This is a genomic window from Rhizobium sophoriradicis, from assembly GCF_003939025.1.
Taxonomy (GTDB): domain Bacteria; phylum Pseudomonadota; class Alphaproteobacteria; order Rhizobiales; family Rhizobiaceae; genus Rhizobium; species Rhizobium sophoriradicis.
In genome coordinates this window covers 149055-160915 of record NZ_RQIH01000001.1, presented here as the reverse complement: position 1 = coordinate 160915, position 11861 = coordinate 149055, and the positions used below count along the sequence as shown (strand labels likewise).

Genomic DNA, 11861 nt, shown 5'->3' with positions numbered 1-11861 from the left:
ACGATATGAGCGATACGTTTCTCTATACGAGCCCCCTCGATCCCCGCGCCAAGCCGCTGATCGATGAATTGATCCACGAATATGACAGCCGCTACGGCACCTATTTCAATGCCGAAGGCGCTGCAGCTGAATTGAACCGCTACCCCCCCGAAGCCTTCGCGCCGCCTCACGGCAATTTTCTCCTGCTGATCCGCAATGGCGAAACCATCGGCGGCGGCGCCTTCAAGCATTACGACGATCGCACCGCCGAGTTCAAACGCATCTGGACACGCTCGGACCTGCGCCGCCAGGGCCTTGCCCGCAAAGTGCTGGTGGAGCTGGAAGCTCAGGCGGCCCGCCAGGGATATACGAGGATCTATCTGACGACCGGCTTCCGCCAGCCCGAGGCCGTCGGCCTCTACCTGAATGATGGCTACACCGCTCTCTTCGACACGTCAGCCGATCCCGAGATCTACAAGAGCCTGCCCTTCGAGAAGGACATCACCCATCTCGTTTCGCCGGTCTTCGGAACCGAGGGGGCCGAACCTCGCCTGCGCGTGGCCGGCGCCAATCTCTGAACGCGACAAGACGATAATCATAAAAGGGAAGCAAGAATGGCACTGACAACGGATTTCGCCGGCATTGAGCCCGGCAGCAGGAGCAGCACGGCAGAGCCCAAGCAGGATTATTCCCGTTTCCGCATCGTGCCGGCGCGTCATCCGGAGCGCCTGGCGGGCACGATCTTCGCCGCTGTCGTCATCGTCGCCGTGCTCTATTCCACCTTCACCAATCCGCGCTGGGGTTGGGGTGTCTTTGCCGAATGGTTCTTCGCCGAGCCGGTGCTCGTCGGCCTTGGCAGGACATTGCTGCTGACCGCGCTTGCCGCCATATCGGGCTCCATCCTCGGTACAGCTCTGGCGCTCGCCCGCGTCTCCAGGTCGCCGCTGCTATCGGGCCTTTCCTGGGGCTATATCTGGCTGCTGCGCTCGATCCCGATGATCGTGCTGCTGCTGATATTGAACAATCTCGGCTATCTCTATGAAACGATCAGGATCGGCATCCCGTTCACCGACACGGTCTTGTTCGACTATCCTACCGTGCAGTTGCTGACGCCGTTCGCCGCTGCCTACCTCGGCCTCACGCTCAACCAGTCGGCCTTCTTCGCCGAGATTGTCCGCGGCGGCATTCTCTCTGTCGATCATGGGCAGCTGGAGGCCGCAGCCGCACTTGGCCTGCCACGCCGCCGCCAAGCCTTCCGCATCGTGCTGCCGCAGGCGATGCGCTCCATCCTGCCGACCGGGTTCAACGAGCTCATCGGATTGGCGAAAAGCACGTCCGTCGTCTACGTGCTGGCGCTGCCGGAGCTGTTCTACACCGTCCAAGTGATCTACCGCCGCAATCTCGAAGTCATTCCGCTGCTGATGGTCGCGACCGTCTGGTATCTGATCATTATGACCGTGCTGTCGGTCGCCCAGCACTATATCGAGCGCTACTTCTCCAAGGGCGCCGTTCGCAATCCGACACCGCTGCCTTTTCAAGCATTTTTCGGACGCTTCCGCCGCCCGCTGCCGGTTCTCGAGAGTGTGGCCGACAAGGCGCGTAATCCCGGTTTCCATGATGCGGGTGCTCTGCGCGCAGGCGGTGCGGTGCGCATCCACGGCATCTCGAAAAGCTTCGGCTCGCTGAAGGTGCTCGACTATGTCGAGCTCAACCTGCCGGCCGGCAGCGTGACCGCCATTCTCGGCCCCTCCGGTTCGGGTAAGTCGACGCTGCTGCGGTCGATCAATCACCTGGAGCGTGTCGACGAGGGCTTCATCTCCGTCGACGGCGATTTCGTCGGCTACAGCAGGAAGGGCGACACACTCTACGAGCTCAAGGAAAAAGAGATCCTCAAACGCCGCGCCGATATCGGCATGGTCTTCCAGAGCTTCAATCTCTTCCCGCACCTGACCGTACTCGAAAACTTGGTCGAGGCGCCGATCGAAGTTCGCGGCGTCGGCCGTAAGGAAGCCGTGCAGCTGGCGCAGGAGCTGCTGGCACGCGTCGGTCTCAGCGACAAGATCAATGCCTATCCGCGTCAGCTCTCCGGCGGCCAGCAGCAGCGTGTCGCGATCGCCCGGGCGCTGGCGCTCCGCCCAAAGGTGCTGCTCTTCGATGAGCCGACGTCCGCACTCGATCCGGAACTCGTCGGCGAGGTGCTCGACGTCATCAAGGAGCTCGCCCGCACCGGAACGACGCTCGTCATCGTCACCCATGAAATCGGCTTTGCCCGCGAAGTCGCCGATACCGTTGTCTTCATGGACAGCGGCCGCATTCTGGAGGCCGGTCCGCCGGCACGTGTTTTCACGCAAGCGGAGCACCCGCGGACACGCGAATTCCTCGCCAAGGTTCTCTAGCGCCTGACAGCGCTTGCGAAATGCCGGGCCGCGACGGGCGGCTTGGTCGAATGACAATAACCACAACCGTAAGATGAAATGGAGAAGGGGCATGGCATTTACAGATAGAGTTAGGCTTCTCATAGCGGGAGCCGTCGCCATTGGAGCGATCGGTTTCGGTTCCGCTCAGGCGCAGCAGAAGTTCGATCTCGGCCCCGAACAGCCGAACCGGCTGCGGGTGGAGAAGAACGAGAAGCGCATCGCTGAAATCAAGGACTTCAAGTTTGTTGAAAACGGAGTCTTCACCGTCGGCATCAGCTCGAGCGGCAATCTGCCCCTGCACGACTATGCCTCCGATTCCAAGACCGTCATCGGTTATGACGTCGATCTTGCGCAGGCGATTGCCGACAGCCTGGGCCTGAAGCTCAATCTCGTTTCCGTCGCTTGGGCCGATTGGCCGCTGGGGCTCACCTCCGGCAAGTTCGATGCTGTGATCTCGAACGTCACGGTGACGGAAGAGCGCAAGCAAAAGTTCGATTTCTCGACCTACCGCAAGGATGAGCTCGGTTTCTACGTCAGGGCCGAGAACCCGATCACATCGATCAAGGCGCCGAAGGATATTGCTGGCCTGAAGGTCATTACCGATGCCGGAACCAACCAGGAGAAGATCCTGCTCGAATGGGACCGCCAGAACGTCGCGGCCGGCCTGAAGCCGATCGAGGTCCAATATTACGACGACGATGCGGTGAAGGACCTCGCCGTTCAGTCCGGCAGGGCCGATGCCGTCTTCAGCGTCAACGCCACCCAGGCCTATGCGGCGGGAATCAACGGCAAGACCAAACTTGTCGGCACCGTCAGCGGCGGCTGGCCGATCACCGCCGAAATCGCCGTCACCACGCACAAGGGCAGCGGTCTGGCGGCGCCCGTCACCAATGTCGTCAACGATCTGATCGCCAGCGGCGCTTACAAGAAGATCCTCGACACCTGGAATCTCGGTCCGGAGGCGATCGACAAGGCCCAGACCAACCCGCCCGGCCTGCCGAAGAGCGGTTCGTAATGTTTACGGGACGGACGGCCGTTTGAGCTGGTCCGTCCCTGCCTTCCACTGCAAACGGAGACATATCGAACGTGGCGAATTTTCTTGATATCCGCAGCTTTTTCTTCGCGGCGCTGACGTCAGCCTTGACTGGCCTCAGTGCCGCCCATGCGGCCGATGATTTTGACCTGAGCCCGCAACAGCCGGGCAGGCTTCCTGCAGCCAGGAACGATGCGGCGATCGCTGCGATCCCTAGGGAATTCAAGTTTGTCACACCAGGCAAGTTCACCATCGCCGTCAGCCCCGGCGGCCCGCCGCTTGCGACCTATGCCACCGACGCCAAAACCGTGGTCGGCGCCGATCCCGATTACGCCTATGCCATCGCCGACAGCCTCGGCCTGACGCTGGAGATCGTCCCGGTCGCCTGGATCGACTGGCCGCTCGGCCTTACATCGGGCAAATATGATGCCGTCATCTCCAATGTCGGCGTAACCGAGCAGCGCAAGGAGAAGTTCGATTTCTCCACCTACCGCCAGGGCCTGCATGGTTTCTTCGTGAAATCTGACAATCCCATCACCTCGATCAAGGAACCGAAGGATGCGGCGGGTCTGAGGATCATCGTCGGCGCCGGCACCAACCAGGAGCGTATCCTGGTTAAGTGGAGCGAAGAGGACGTCGCCGCAGGCCTGAAGCCAATCGAACTGCAATATTACGACGACGAGGCGGCGAGCCTTCTTGCGCTGCGTTCGGGTCGCGCCGATGTCATCGTCCAGCCGCATGCCCAACTCGTTTTCATCGCGGCGCGCGACAAGAACATCAAGCGGGTGGGCACGCTGAGCGCCGGCTGGCCGGATCGATCGGATGTCGCCATCGCCACCCGCAAGGGAAGCGGGCTCGCCGATGCGCTGACCATCGCCACCAATGGCCTCATTAAGGACGGCACCTATGCAAGAATTCTCGACCATTGGCATCTTTCCGAAGAAGCCTTGCCGGCATCCGAGACCAATCCGCCCGGCCTGCCGAAATATTGATCAGCGGAAGACATGACATGAGCGGCGGCGATATATCGATCAGCCATATCGGCTTCCTCACCCCCGGCAACTATTCCGGCGATGATCCCTTGTCGGGACTGGAGCAGGCGCTCCAGGAACTGCATTATGGCGAGAAACTCGGCTTCGACAGCGCCTGGGTCCGCCAGCGGCACCTGGAGCCGGGGATCTCCTCCGCCAGCGCCTTTCTTGCGGCGGCCACCCAGCGCACCAGCCGGATCGAGCTCGGAACGGCGGTCATTCCGATCGGCTATGAGAGCCCCTACCGGTTGGCCGAGGACCTTGCCACGGTTGATGTCCTCTCACGCGGACGGCTGAATATCGGCGTCAGCGCCGGCCGGCCGCTGCATGCCGAGCTGATCGGCCCGCTCGCCTTCGACGGTGACTGGACGAGCTACGATTTCTCGCATGACCGCGTGCTGCGTTTTGCCGACAATCTGCGCGGCACCTATCTCGGCGACGACGAGACCCTTATCAAGACGCCCCTTGGCCCGCAGCGGCCGCGCCTGCAGCCCTATGCCAAAGGACTGATTGACCGAATCTGGTATGGCGGCGGGTCGCAGCGTTCGGCCGGCTGGGCCGGCCGCAACGGCTTCAACCTGTTGACCGGGAATGTGATAACGGGGGAGGGGACCGACGATTTCTTCGTTGCCCAATCCAGGCTGATTAAAACCTATCGCGACTCTGGAACGCCGCGCCGCGTCGCGCTCGGCCGCGTCATCGTGCCTTTCGACAGCGCCGATGCGGCAACGCGGCGCCGCTACCGCGATTATGCCGACGGCCGCCATCAGCGAACGCTTTCGCCGCAGGGCGAGCGGCGTACCTTGTTCGCCCGCGATATCGTCGGCACATCGGAAGAAATCTTGGAGCGGCTTTTCGCCGATCCGATCCTGCCCGAGGTCAGCGAGTTGCGGCTGGAGCTCCCTTACGAGTTCGAGCACGAGGAATACCGCCAGATCCTCCACGACTTCGTCACAAGAATCGCCCCGGAGCTCGGATGGAAAGCGCAGCCGGAAATTCGGGCCGCTTCCTGAGGGGCCGTCGGCAGACGACGTCACCCATTCGCCATCAAACAATCATCCTAGCAGGAGCATTCGTCAGTGACCAAATCGGTGGAATATTTCTTTTCGATCGGCTCGCCCTGGTCCCACATCGGCTTCGATGCCTTTACCGAACTGGCAGCGAAGAATGACGTCGTCGTCACGCCTTATCTGACGACGGTGGTCGAGGAGAATGGTGGCATCTTCTCGCGCAACCGGCCGGAGATCCGCCGCGCCTATTGGACGCGGGACCTCAAACGCTGGGCGCGCGTGCGTGGCAAGGAACTGCTGCTCGAACATCGGCCGGAGCTCAGCGATCCGACGCCGGCCTCCCTCTTCGTGATCGCCGCCTATCTCGACGGGCAGGATTGGATTGGCATTGCCCGCGCCCTGCAGCATGCTTTTTGGAGCGAGGCCAGGGATATCGGCAAGGCTGATATACGCGAGGCGATCGTTACATCAGCAGGTTTCGACGGCGCAGCGCTTCTCAGGCGCCAAGCCCACGACGACGTTCAGAACAAGTGGTCGGCAGACCGGGTGCATGCGCGCGACAGCGGCGTCTTCGGTTTTCCCAGTTATATCTATGACGGGGAGCTCTATTGGGGCCAGGACAACCTGCCCTTCCTCGAGCGTCATCTGCGAGGCGACAGACCGTAGACTTAAAGGCGAATCTTTTTTCAATCGGACCCCGAAGGAGAGATGCACATTCCTTTAATCGAGTAATTTTATAGACAATATTTGAAGCAACCACAGAGAGGAAAAACCATGTCAGGTTTCAAACTCGTCGGCATTGCCGGCAGCTTCAACCGCCCATCGAAGACATTGGCGCTCGTCCGGCATGTCGCCGAACGCGCCAGCATCAGATACGGCTTTTCGAGCAAAACCTATGATCTGCACGATGTCGGTCCGTCGCTGGGCGGCGCCTTGTGGCGCAAGGACCTCGACGAGCAGGCCAGGCGAGTCGTCGACGAGATCGTAAGGGCCGACGTGTTGATTATTGGTTCGCCGACTTACAAGGGCTCCTACCCCGGCCTTTTCAAACACCTCATCGATCTCATCGATCCACAGGAGCTTCGCGCGAAGCCGATCATCATTACGGCAACCGGCGGCGGCGACCGGCATGCCTTGATGGTCGAGCATCAGCTTCGGCCGCTGTTCGGTTTCTTCATGGCCCATACGCTGCCGACTGCCGTCTATGCGTCCGACCGTGATTTTGCGGATTACGCGGTTTCATCCGATGCGCTTTCGAACCGCATCGGCGAAGTGGTCGGCGAATTGTCGGCCTTCTTTCCAGAGACAAGACCGGCAGTTGCGGCGGCCGAATAAGGCGCGTCACGAAATTCGTTCTCAGGAGGCAGCGATGGATGATGCAGGCCCGCCGGGATCAAGCGAGCAAATCTGGAGTGTCTTTGACTTTGCCCGCCGATATCGGCTGGCCAAGCGCGAGGAGAACCGCCTGCTTATGCTCTACGGGCCGACTGCATCGCTGCGCGATCTTCTCGCCAATGCGCAACGTCATTCGTTGATTGTCCAACCTACCAGTTCCTGACAGGAGGTTCGCATGAAGCTTGATTTCCATCTCTGGCTGAAGGCTGCGATCGCCCGCTTCCAGCGCCAGCTGCGAAAGCCTGCCGACGCAATGGTCACCCGCGACGAGCAGCAGGACCGGTCGGCGCGCGAATACGAGCTTCACTATTGGGGCTCGATGCCTGGACTTTGGTATTGAGGAGGGTGGCGGGATGGCGATTGCTGTTGAGACCGGCGTCAGTCGGCACGACACCAGAAGAGCAACAGGAAACCTCATATCGCAGCTCAGGCATGCGGCCGGAATATGCACGATCGTCGGTTCCTTCACCTTCCTCTTCGCGCTGGTAATCGGGCTGATCCAATGAGCGAAGTCCTCATTCTTCCCGGATTGTTCGGCTCGGGAGAGGGGCATTGGCAACAGCACTGGCTGCAGGATCAGCCGGGCAGCCATTTTGTCGCTCAGGAGGATTGGGATCATCCCACCCTCGACAGCTGGCTGCCGCGATTGGAAGAAGCGCTTGAAGAGGCTGGCGAAGCCTATCTGGTTGCCCATAGTCTCGGGTGCCTGCTCGCCGCCAGGCTGGCCGGACGAAGCGCTGCCCGCCGCGTGAAGGGAGCATTGCTCGTTGCGCCCTGCGATCTCCCGGCCACGGAAAATCTGCATCCCGGGCATATCGCCTTCGGCGGCATGCCGACGGCGCCTCTGCCATTTCCGAGCATCGTCGTCGGCAGCATGAACGACGCCTACATGACAGTCGATCGGCTGACCTTGTTTGGCCGCCTGTGGAAAGCCGAGACCAGGAATATCGGCCTTGCCGGCCACATCAATATCGCCAGCGGTTTTGGCCGCTGGCGAACCGGTTACCGGCTGCTGGATGCCTTGAAGATGCGCGCTGGCGATCGAAGGCGCAACGTTTTCGCGCGGCCGGCTTTTGCGATGTGAATGGAAGCGGAATGTCCGATATCATCGACGATCTCCTGCGCCTCAGCGAAGATCCGAATGCCGACCCGAGGAGCAGGCGCCGGCAAACCATGGAGCGCCTGGTGCAGACGCTGCTTGCCATGGCCGATGCTGAAATTGGGCCTGACGAGGCGCAACATCGCCATTCGATCATTCATTTGACGACGATCATCCACGACATGACTGGCAGGATCGCCGAGGCTGACGATACGACATTTGCGGCAATCGTCAGGGAGGCCGCGATGTTGATCCGCAGCCTGCAGCGGCGCCAGGCCGATGCGGCCAGATTTACGGTGCATTGAAAGGTGAGGGATTTCACCGAGCATAGGCAGGCTTTGATGCGGCGAAGCGAGGTCCGGATGTTCGGCGCAACCGGCATGGCTCTCACGAACGAGCTCGTGTCGCTCAGCCTTCGCCCCGAGCTTGATCCCGGTCCCGAGCCGCACCGGACACCGCTGACCGAGATGGAGGTGGAGACGTTCGCCAGGCGGCTGCTGCAGGAATCCGCCGGCGCGCCGCTCTGGGTTTTCGCCTATGGATCATTGATATGGAAGCCGGATTTCGATGCGGTCGAGTGGCAGCGCGGCGCAGCCAGGGGTTGGCATCGGTCTTTTTGCCTGAAGATGACACGTTGGCGGGGAACCCAGGCTCAGCCTGGCCTCATGATGGCTCTTGATCGGGGCGGACGATGCAACGGCATTCTGTTCAGACTTGCCGATGATGATCGCCTTGGCCAGATTCGACGCTTGATCCGCCGTGAGGTCGGCACGATCGAAGATGCGGCGACGGTTCGCTGGATTCTTGTCGAGACCGCACATGGCTTCGTGCGCGCGCTGGTTTTCTGGGCCGGCCCGAAGGGGGAGCGCGTTTCGCGGAAATTGCCCTTGGAGACGGTGGCGCGCGTGCTTGCCAGGGCCTGCGGACACGTGGGCTCCTGCGCCGAATATCTCTATCTGACGGTGAAGCATCTGGAAGAACGCGGCATTCGTGATCGCAATTTATGGCGCCTCCAGAAGCTCGTCGCAGCCGAACTCCTGTCGATCCATGGCCTTAACGACATCACGCAAAGCCGTTAAGCGCCGTTGCGTCTCTTCTGACCCGCGGCGCTTTGACGTTTGGAATTGCTTGCATTCCCTCAGAGCTTGCCTTTCCAGGGTACAAGGTAGGTCTCCAGGAAACGGATGGCGGCCGAGAAGGTGAAGGCGCAGACCGCGATGATGGCGATGCCGACAAAGACAACGTCGGTTGCCAGGAACTGCGACGCCGACATGATCATGAAACCGATCCCGCGCGTAGAGGCGATCAATTCGGCCGCAACTAGCGTGCTCCAGCCGACGCCGAGGGCAATGCGGATGCCGGTGAGGATTTCGGGCAGGGCCGACGGCAGGACGATGTCGATGAAGAGCTGTAGCCGGTTGGCACCCAGCGAACGGGCGGCATTGACGCGCTCGATCGGCAGCGAACGAACGCCGGCCTGGGCCGAAAGGCAGATCGGCGCAAACATCGCCAGCACCAGCAGCGTGATCTTCGAGGTTTCGCCGATCCCGAGCCAGATGATCATCAGCGGCAGGTAGGAGAGCGGCGGAAGCGGCCAGTAGAACTCGATCGGCGCATCGAGCACCCCTTTGGCCCAGCGGTTCAGGCCCATGAGCAATCCGAGCGGAATGCCGGCAGAGATGGCGATCAGCGCTGCGACGACGATGCGGAACAGACTTGCAGCGACGTGTTCAGAAAGCGACGCACCGGCGTAACCATCGCGATAGATGACGCCGATCTGCGTCAGCACCTCATCGGGCCGCGGCAGGAAAAGGTGAGGGACTATGCCAAGGGCCGCGACGAGCCACCACAGCAGCAGAATTGCCAGGGCAGTGGCAACACTGATGGCCACCGTTGATCTCTCGCCGGCGCCGAAGCCGGCCATCTTCACCAGCTTGACCTGGCGGTTCTCTCTCTGCGCCGCAGCCGGCGAGGACTGCATTACATCGCTCATGCGGCGCTCCTCAAATCTTCGCTGCTGTGGAGAATGGCGCGGATCTCCTCACGCAGCTCGGCAAATTGCGGCGAGGCCTTGATCGATCGTGCGTCGCCGGTTTCGGCGAAGCGTCTGATAAAATCGAGATCGAAGCGGGCAACGACGCGCCCCGGCCGAGGCGACATGACGAGCACCTGCGTGCCGAGAAACAGCGCCTCTTCGATCGAATGGGTGATGAAGAAAACCTTCTTCGCCGTCTTGTTCCAGACGGAAACCAGCAGTTCCTGCATCTGTTCGCGGGTCAGGCTGTCGAGCGCGCCGAAAGGCTCGTCCATCAGCAGAATAGCCGGATTGGTCGCAAGCGCCCGGGCGATACCGACCCGCTGGCGCATGCCGCCCGACAGCTCATAGGGAAACGCATTGGCGAATTCGTCGAGACCGACGAGCCGCAGCAGCTCGAGCGCGCGCGATTGCCGCTCCTTGCGGTTGACGCCGGCAAATTTCAGGCCGAGCGCGACATTGTCAGTCACCGATTTCCAGGGTAGCAGCGAATCTTTCTGAAAGACGACGCCGCGATCAGCACCCGGCCGTTCGACGGCGCGGCCATCGAGCGTGATCCGGCCATCCGACAACGGAAGAAAACCGGCAATCGCATTGAGAAGGGTTGATTTGCCGCATCCCGAGGCGCCGAGCGCGACGACGAAACCCCGCTCGGGGATATCGAAGGAAACGCGATCGAGCGCGTGGACGGTCCGCCCGTCGCGGGCTGCAAAGAAAACGCTGGCATGATCGACTTTAAGCATAGTGCCGCTCGCAGGTTCGATGCCGGCGCGAAAGTGTAGCGCCGGCATCGGGGAGGATCAGTTGCTGACGCTGGTAAGCGCGTCTGCGGTGACGAAGGCGCCGTAATTTGCCAGCACGTCGGACACCTTGCCCTGTTCCTTCAGGAACGATGCCGTGTCCTTGAGGATCTTGCCGGCGCCGGCCTTTTCGCCGCCGCCGAGCCAGGCGTCCGATGCCTGCACTTCGGGGGTAAGCAGCGTCAGGTTTTTCAGCGCCGAGGCCTGCTGCTCGGCGGTGCCGCCGAGCAGCTTGGCAAGCGACTTGGCATTGTCGCTGTCAGGCCCCCAGGCGGCCTTGTCCGAGGCGAAGGACGCATAGTATTTGGTGACGACCGAGGCGAAGCCCTTCAGGAATTCCGGGTTCTCGGTCGCGAACTTCGAGGTGGCGACCCAGGCGGAGAATGTCGGCGCACCCTTGTCCGCCACATCCTTGGAGGTCACCAGAACCTTGCCGTTCTTCTTGAGTTCGGTCAGCGCCGGATCCCAGACGAAACCGCCGTCAATATCGCCGCGGTTATAGCTCGCCACGATCTCAGGCTGGGGGATTGCGAAGACCTGGACGTCCTTCTCGGTCAGGCCAAGCGATTTGATCAGCGCCAGAAGCTGATAGTGGTCCGTGGAGACGGGCGCGGCGGCAAGCTTCTTGCCTTTCAGATCGTTCAGGCTTTCGATGCCCGAGCCGTTGCGGACGACGAGAGCCTCGTCGATGCCCGAGATGGAGGCGAGGTAGAAGGCCTTGACCTCGAGCCCGCGCGATACCGCAGCCGCAAACGGGCTGGAGCCGACATAGCCGACCTGGACGTCGCCGGAGGCGATGGCGGCAAAGATTTCGGCGCCTGAATTGAACCTGCGGAAATCGATGTCGTATCCGGTATCCCTGGCGAATTCGCCGTTGGCGATCGCCACCGAAGACGGCAGGGCGTCGGTTTGATAGCCGACGACGACCTTCTTGTCCGCCGCCTCAGCGGCGATCGCCGTTGCGAGAGTGCCGACGCCGACGGCGATTGCGGCAAGCAAATTTCTGAAATTCATCTTGAGCCCCTTTGTTCGAGGGCCACCCGGCCCCTTGATCTCACCTGC

The 11861-nt window shown here is 61.4% G+C and carries 16 protein-coding genes; 13 read left to right on the top strand and 3 right to left on the bottom strand.

The genetic code is table 11. From position 1 onward, the window contains the following. Positions 1–5 precede the first annotated feature (5 nt). The 13 genes from EFR00_RS00815 (at position 6) to EFR00_RS00765 (ending at position 9043) form a co-directional block, all read left to right on the top strand. Positions 6–557: a GNAT family N-acetyltransferase gene (locus EFR00_RS00815; protein WP_077994665.1), complete on the top strand. Its 552-nt coding sequence runs from the start codon at positions 6–8 to the stop codon at positions 555–557. Between the two features lie 36 nt (positions 558–593). Next, positions 594–2375 carry an amino acid ABC transporter permease/ATP-binding protein gene (locus EFR00_RS33865; RefSeq protein WP_077994426.1) on the top strand — a complete coding sequence of 594 codons (1782 nt, stop codon included), beginning with the start codon at positions 594–596 and terminating at the stop codon, positions 2373–2375. A 91-nt stretch (positions 2376–2466) separates the two neighbouring features. Next, on the top strand, positions 2467–3411 hold the full coding sequence (locus EFR00_RS00805) for an ABC transporter substrate-binding protein (RefSeq protein ID WP_077994428.1): 945 nt from the start codon (positions 2467–2469) through the stop codon (positions 3409–3411). Positions 3412–3500: 89 nt separating this feature from the next. Beyond that, positions 3501–4421, top strand: coding sequence for an ABC transporter substrate-binding protein (locus EFR00_RS00800; RefSeq protein ID WP_425376251.1), 921 nt, complete (start codon positions 3501–3503; stop codon positions 4419–4421). Positions 4422–4438: 17 nt separating this feature from the next. Beyond that, positions 4439–5473, top strand: coding sequence for an LLM class flavin-dependent oxidoreductase (locus tag EFR00_RS00795; protein WP_077994434.1), 1035 nt, complete (start codon positions 4439–4441; stop codon positions 5471–5473). A gap of 66 nt (positions 5474–5539) precedes the next feature. Continuing rightward, on the top strand, positions 5540–6136 hold the full coding sequence (locus EFR00_RS00790; RefSeq protein WP_040112594.1) for a 2-hydroxychromene-2-carboxylate isomerase: 597 nt from the start codon (positions 5540–5542) through the stop codon (positions 6134–6136). A gap of 108 nt (positions 6137–6244) precedes the next feature. Next, the gene (msuE, locus tag EFR00_RS00785) at positions 6245–6805 is read left to right on the top strand and encodes an FMN reductase (RefSeq protein ID WP_040112595.1); all 561 of its coding nucleotides are present in this window, start codon (positions 6245–6247) and stop codon (positions 6803–6805) included. Between the two features lie 34 nt (positions 6806–6839). Next, positions 6840–7028, top strand: coding sequence for a hypothetical protein (locus EFR00_RS00780; protein WP_040112596.1), 189 nt, complete (start codon positions 6840–6842; stop codon positions 7026–7028). A 12-nt stretch (positions 7029–7040) separates the two neighbouring features. Continuing rightward, positions 7041–7205: a hypothetical protein gene (locus EFR00_RS32880; protein WP_010055200.1), complete on the top strand. Its 165-nt coding sequence runs from the start codon at positions 7041–7043 to the stop codon at positions 7203–7205. Between the two features lie 13 nt (positions 7206–7218). After that, a complete protein-coding gene (locus EFR00_RS32875; RefSeq protein WP_010055201.1) occupies positions 7219–7371 on the top strand; it encodes a hypothetical protein in 153 nt (50 codons plus the stop codon). Further along, a complete protein-coding gene (locus EFR00_RS00775; protein ID WP_040112597.1) occupies positions 7368–7949 on the top strand; it encodes an RBBP9/YdeN family alpha/beta hydrolase in 582 nt (193 codons plus the stop codon). The genes EFR00_RS32875 and EFR00_RS00775 overlap by 4 nt, the downstream gene beginning before the upstream one ends. An 11-nt stretch (positions 7950–7960) precedes the next feature. Beyond that, on the top strand, positions 7961–8269 hold the full coding sequence (locus EFR00_RS00770) for a hypothetical protein (RefSeq protein WP_040112598.1): 309 nt from the start codon (positions 7961–7963) through the stop codon (positions 8267–8269). A gap of 57 nt (positions 8270–8326) precedes the next feature. After that, positions 8327–9043, top strand: a complete 717-nt coding sequence (locus EFR00_RS00765) for a gamma-glutamylcyclotransferase (RefSeq protein ID WP_425376250.1) — start codon at positions 8327–8329, stop codon at positions 9041–9043. A gap of 59 nt (positions 9044–9102) precedes the next feature. On the opposite strand, the gene EFR00_RS00760 is transcribed toward EFR00_RS00765, so the two are convergent. The 3 genes from EFR00_RS00760 to tauA are packed head-to-tail and all read right to left on the bottom strand — an operon-like array spanning position 9103 to position 11813. Then, positions 9103–9957, bottom strand: coding sequence for an ABC transporter permease subunit (locus tag EFR00_RS00760; protein WP_077994438.1), 855 nt, complete (start codon positions 9955–9957; stop codon positions 9103–9105). Continuing rightward, positions 9954–10742, bottom strand: a complete 789-nt coding sequence (locus EFR00_RS00755; protein ID WP_077994667.1) for a taurine ABC transporter ATP-binding protein — start codon at positions 10740–10742, stop codon at positions 9954–9956. Before EFR00_RS00755 ends, EFR00_RS00760 begins: the two co-directional genes overlap by 4 nt. A 57-nt stretch (positions 10743–10799) precedes the next feature. Beyond that, positions 10800–11813 (bottom strand): taurine ABC transporter substrate-binding protein, encoded by a 1014-nt coding sequence (gene tauA, locus EFR00_RS00750; protein ID WP_077994440.1) that lies wholly within the window; start codon positions 11811–11813, stop codon positions 10800–10802. Positions 11814–11861: the final 48 nt, after the last annotated feature.

Excerpts from the sequence above, each read along its gene's own strand:
- EFR00_RS00780 (WP_040112596.1), top strand. The coding sequence starts at position 6,840 with ATGGATGATGCAGGCCCGCCGGGATCAAGCGAGCAAATCTGGAGTGTC.
- EFR00_RS00770 (WP_040112598.1), top strand. The coding sequence starts at position 7,961 with ATGTCCGATATCATCGACGATCTCCTGCGCCTCAGCGAAGATCCGAAT.
- EFR00_RS00755 (WP_077994667.1), bottom strand. The coding sequence starts at position 10,742 with ATGCTTAAAGTCGATCATGCCAGCGTTTTCTTTGCAGCCCGCGACGGG.
- EFR00_RS00815 (WP_077994665.1), top strand. The coding sequence starts at position 6 with ATGAGCGATACGTTTCTCTATACGAGCCCCCTCGATCCCCGCGCCAAG.
- EFR00_RS32880 (WP_010055200.1), top strand. The coding sequence starts at position 7,041 with ATGAAGCTTGATTTCCATCTCTGGCTGAAGGCTGCGATCGCCCGCTTC.
- EFR00_RS00795 (WP_077994434.1), top strand. The coding sequence starts at position 4,439 with ATGAGCGGCGGCGATATATCGATCAGCCATATCGGCTTCCTCACCCCC.
- EFR00_RS33865 (WP_077994426.1), top strand. The coding sequence starts at position 594 with ATGGCACTGACAACGGATTTCGCCGGCATTGAGCCCGGCAGCAGGAGC.
- tauA (WP_077994440.1), bottom strand. The coding sequence starts at position 11,813 with ATGAATTTCAGAAATTTGCTTGCCGCAATCGCCGTCGGCGTCGGCACT.
- EFR00_RS00805 (WP_077994428.1), top strand. The coding sequence starts at position 2,467 with ATGGCATTTACAGATAGAGTTAGGCTTCTCATAGCGGGAGCCGTCGCC.
- EFR00_RS00760 (WP_077994438.1), bottom strand. The coding sequence starts at position 9,957 with ATGAGCGATGTAATGCAGTCCTCGCCGGCTGCGGCGCAGAGAGAGAAC.
- EFR00_RS00765 (WP_425376250.1), top strand. The coding sequence starts at position 8,327 with ATGTTCGGCGCAACCGGCATGGCTCTCACGAACGAGCTCGTGTCGCTC.
- msuE (WP_040112595.1), top strand. The coding sequence starts at position 6,245 with ATGTCAGGTTTCAAACTCGTCGGCATTGCCGGCAGCTTCAACCGCCCA.
- EFR00_RS32875 (WP_010055201.1), top strand. The coding sequence starts at position 7,219 with ATGGCGATTGCTGTTGAGACCGGCGTCAGTCGGCACGACACCAGAAGA.
- EFR00_RS00775 (WP_040112597.1), top strand. The coding sequence starts at position 7,368 with ATGAGCGAAGTCCTCATTCTTCCCGGATTGTTCGGCTCGGGAGAGGGG.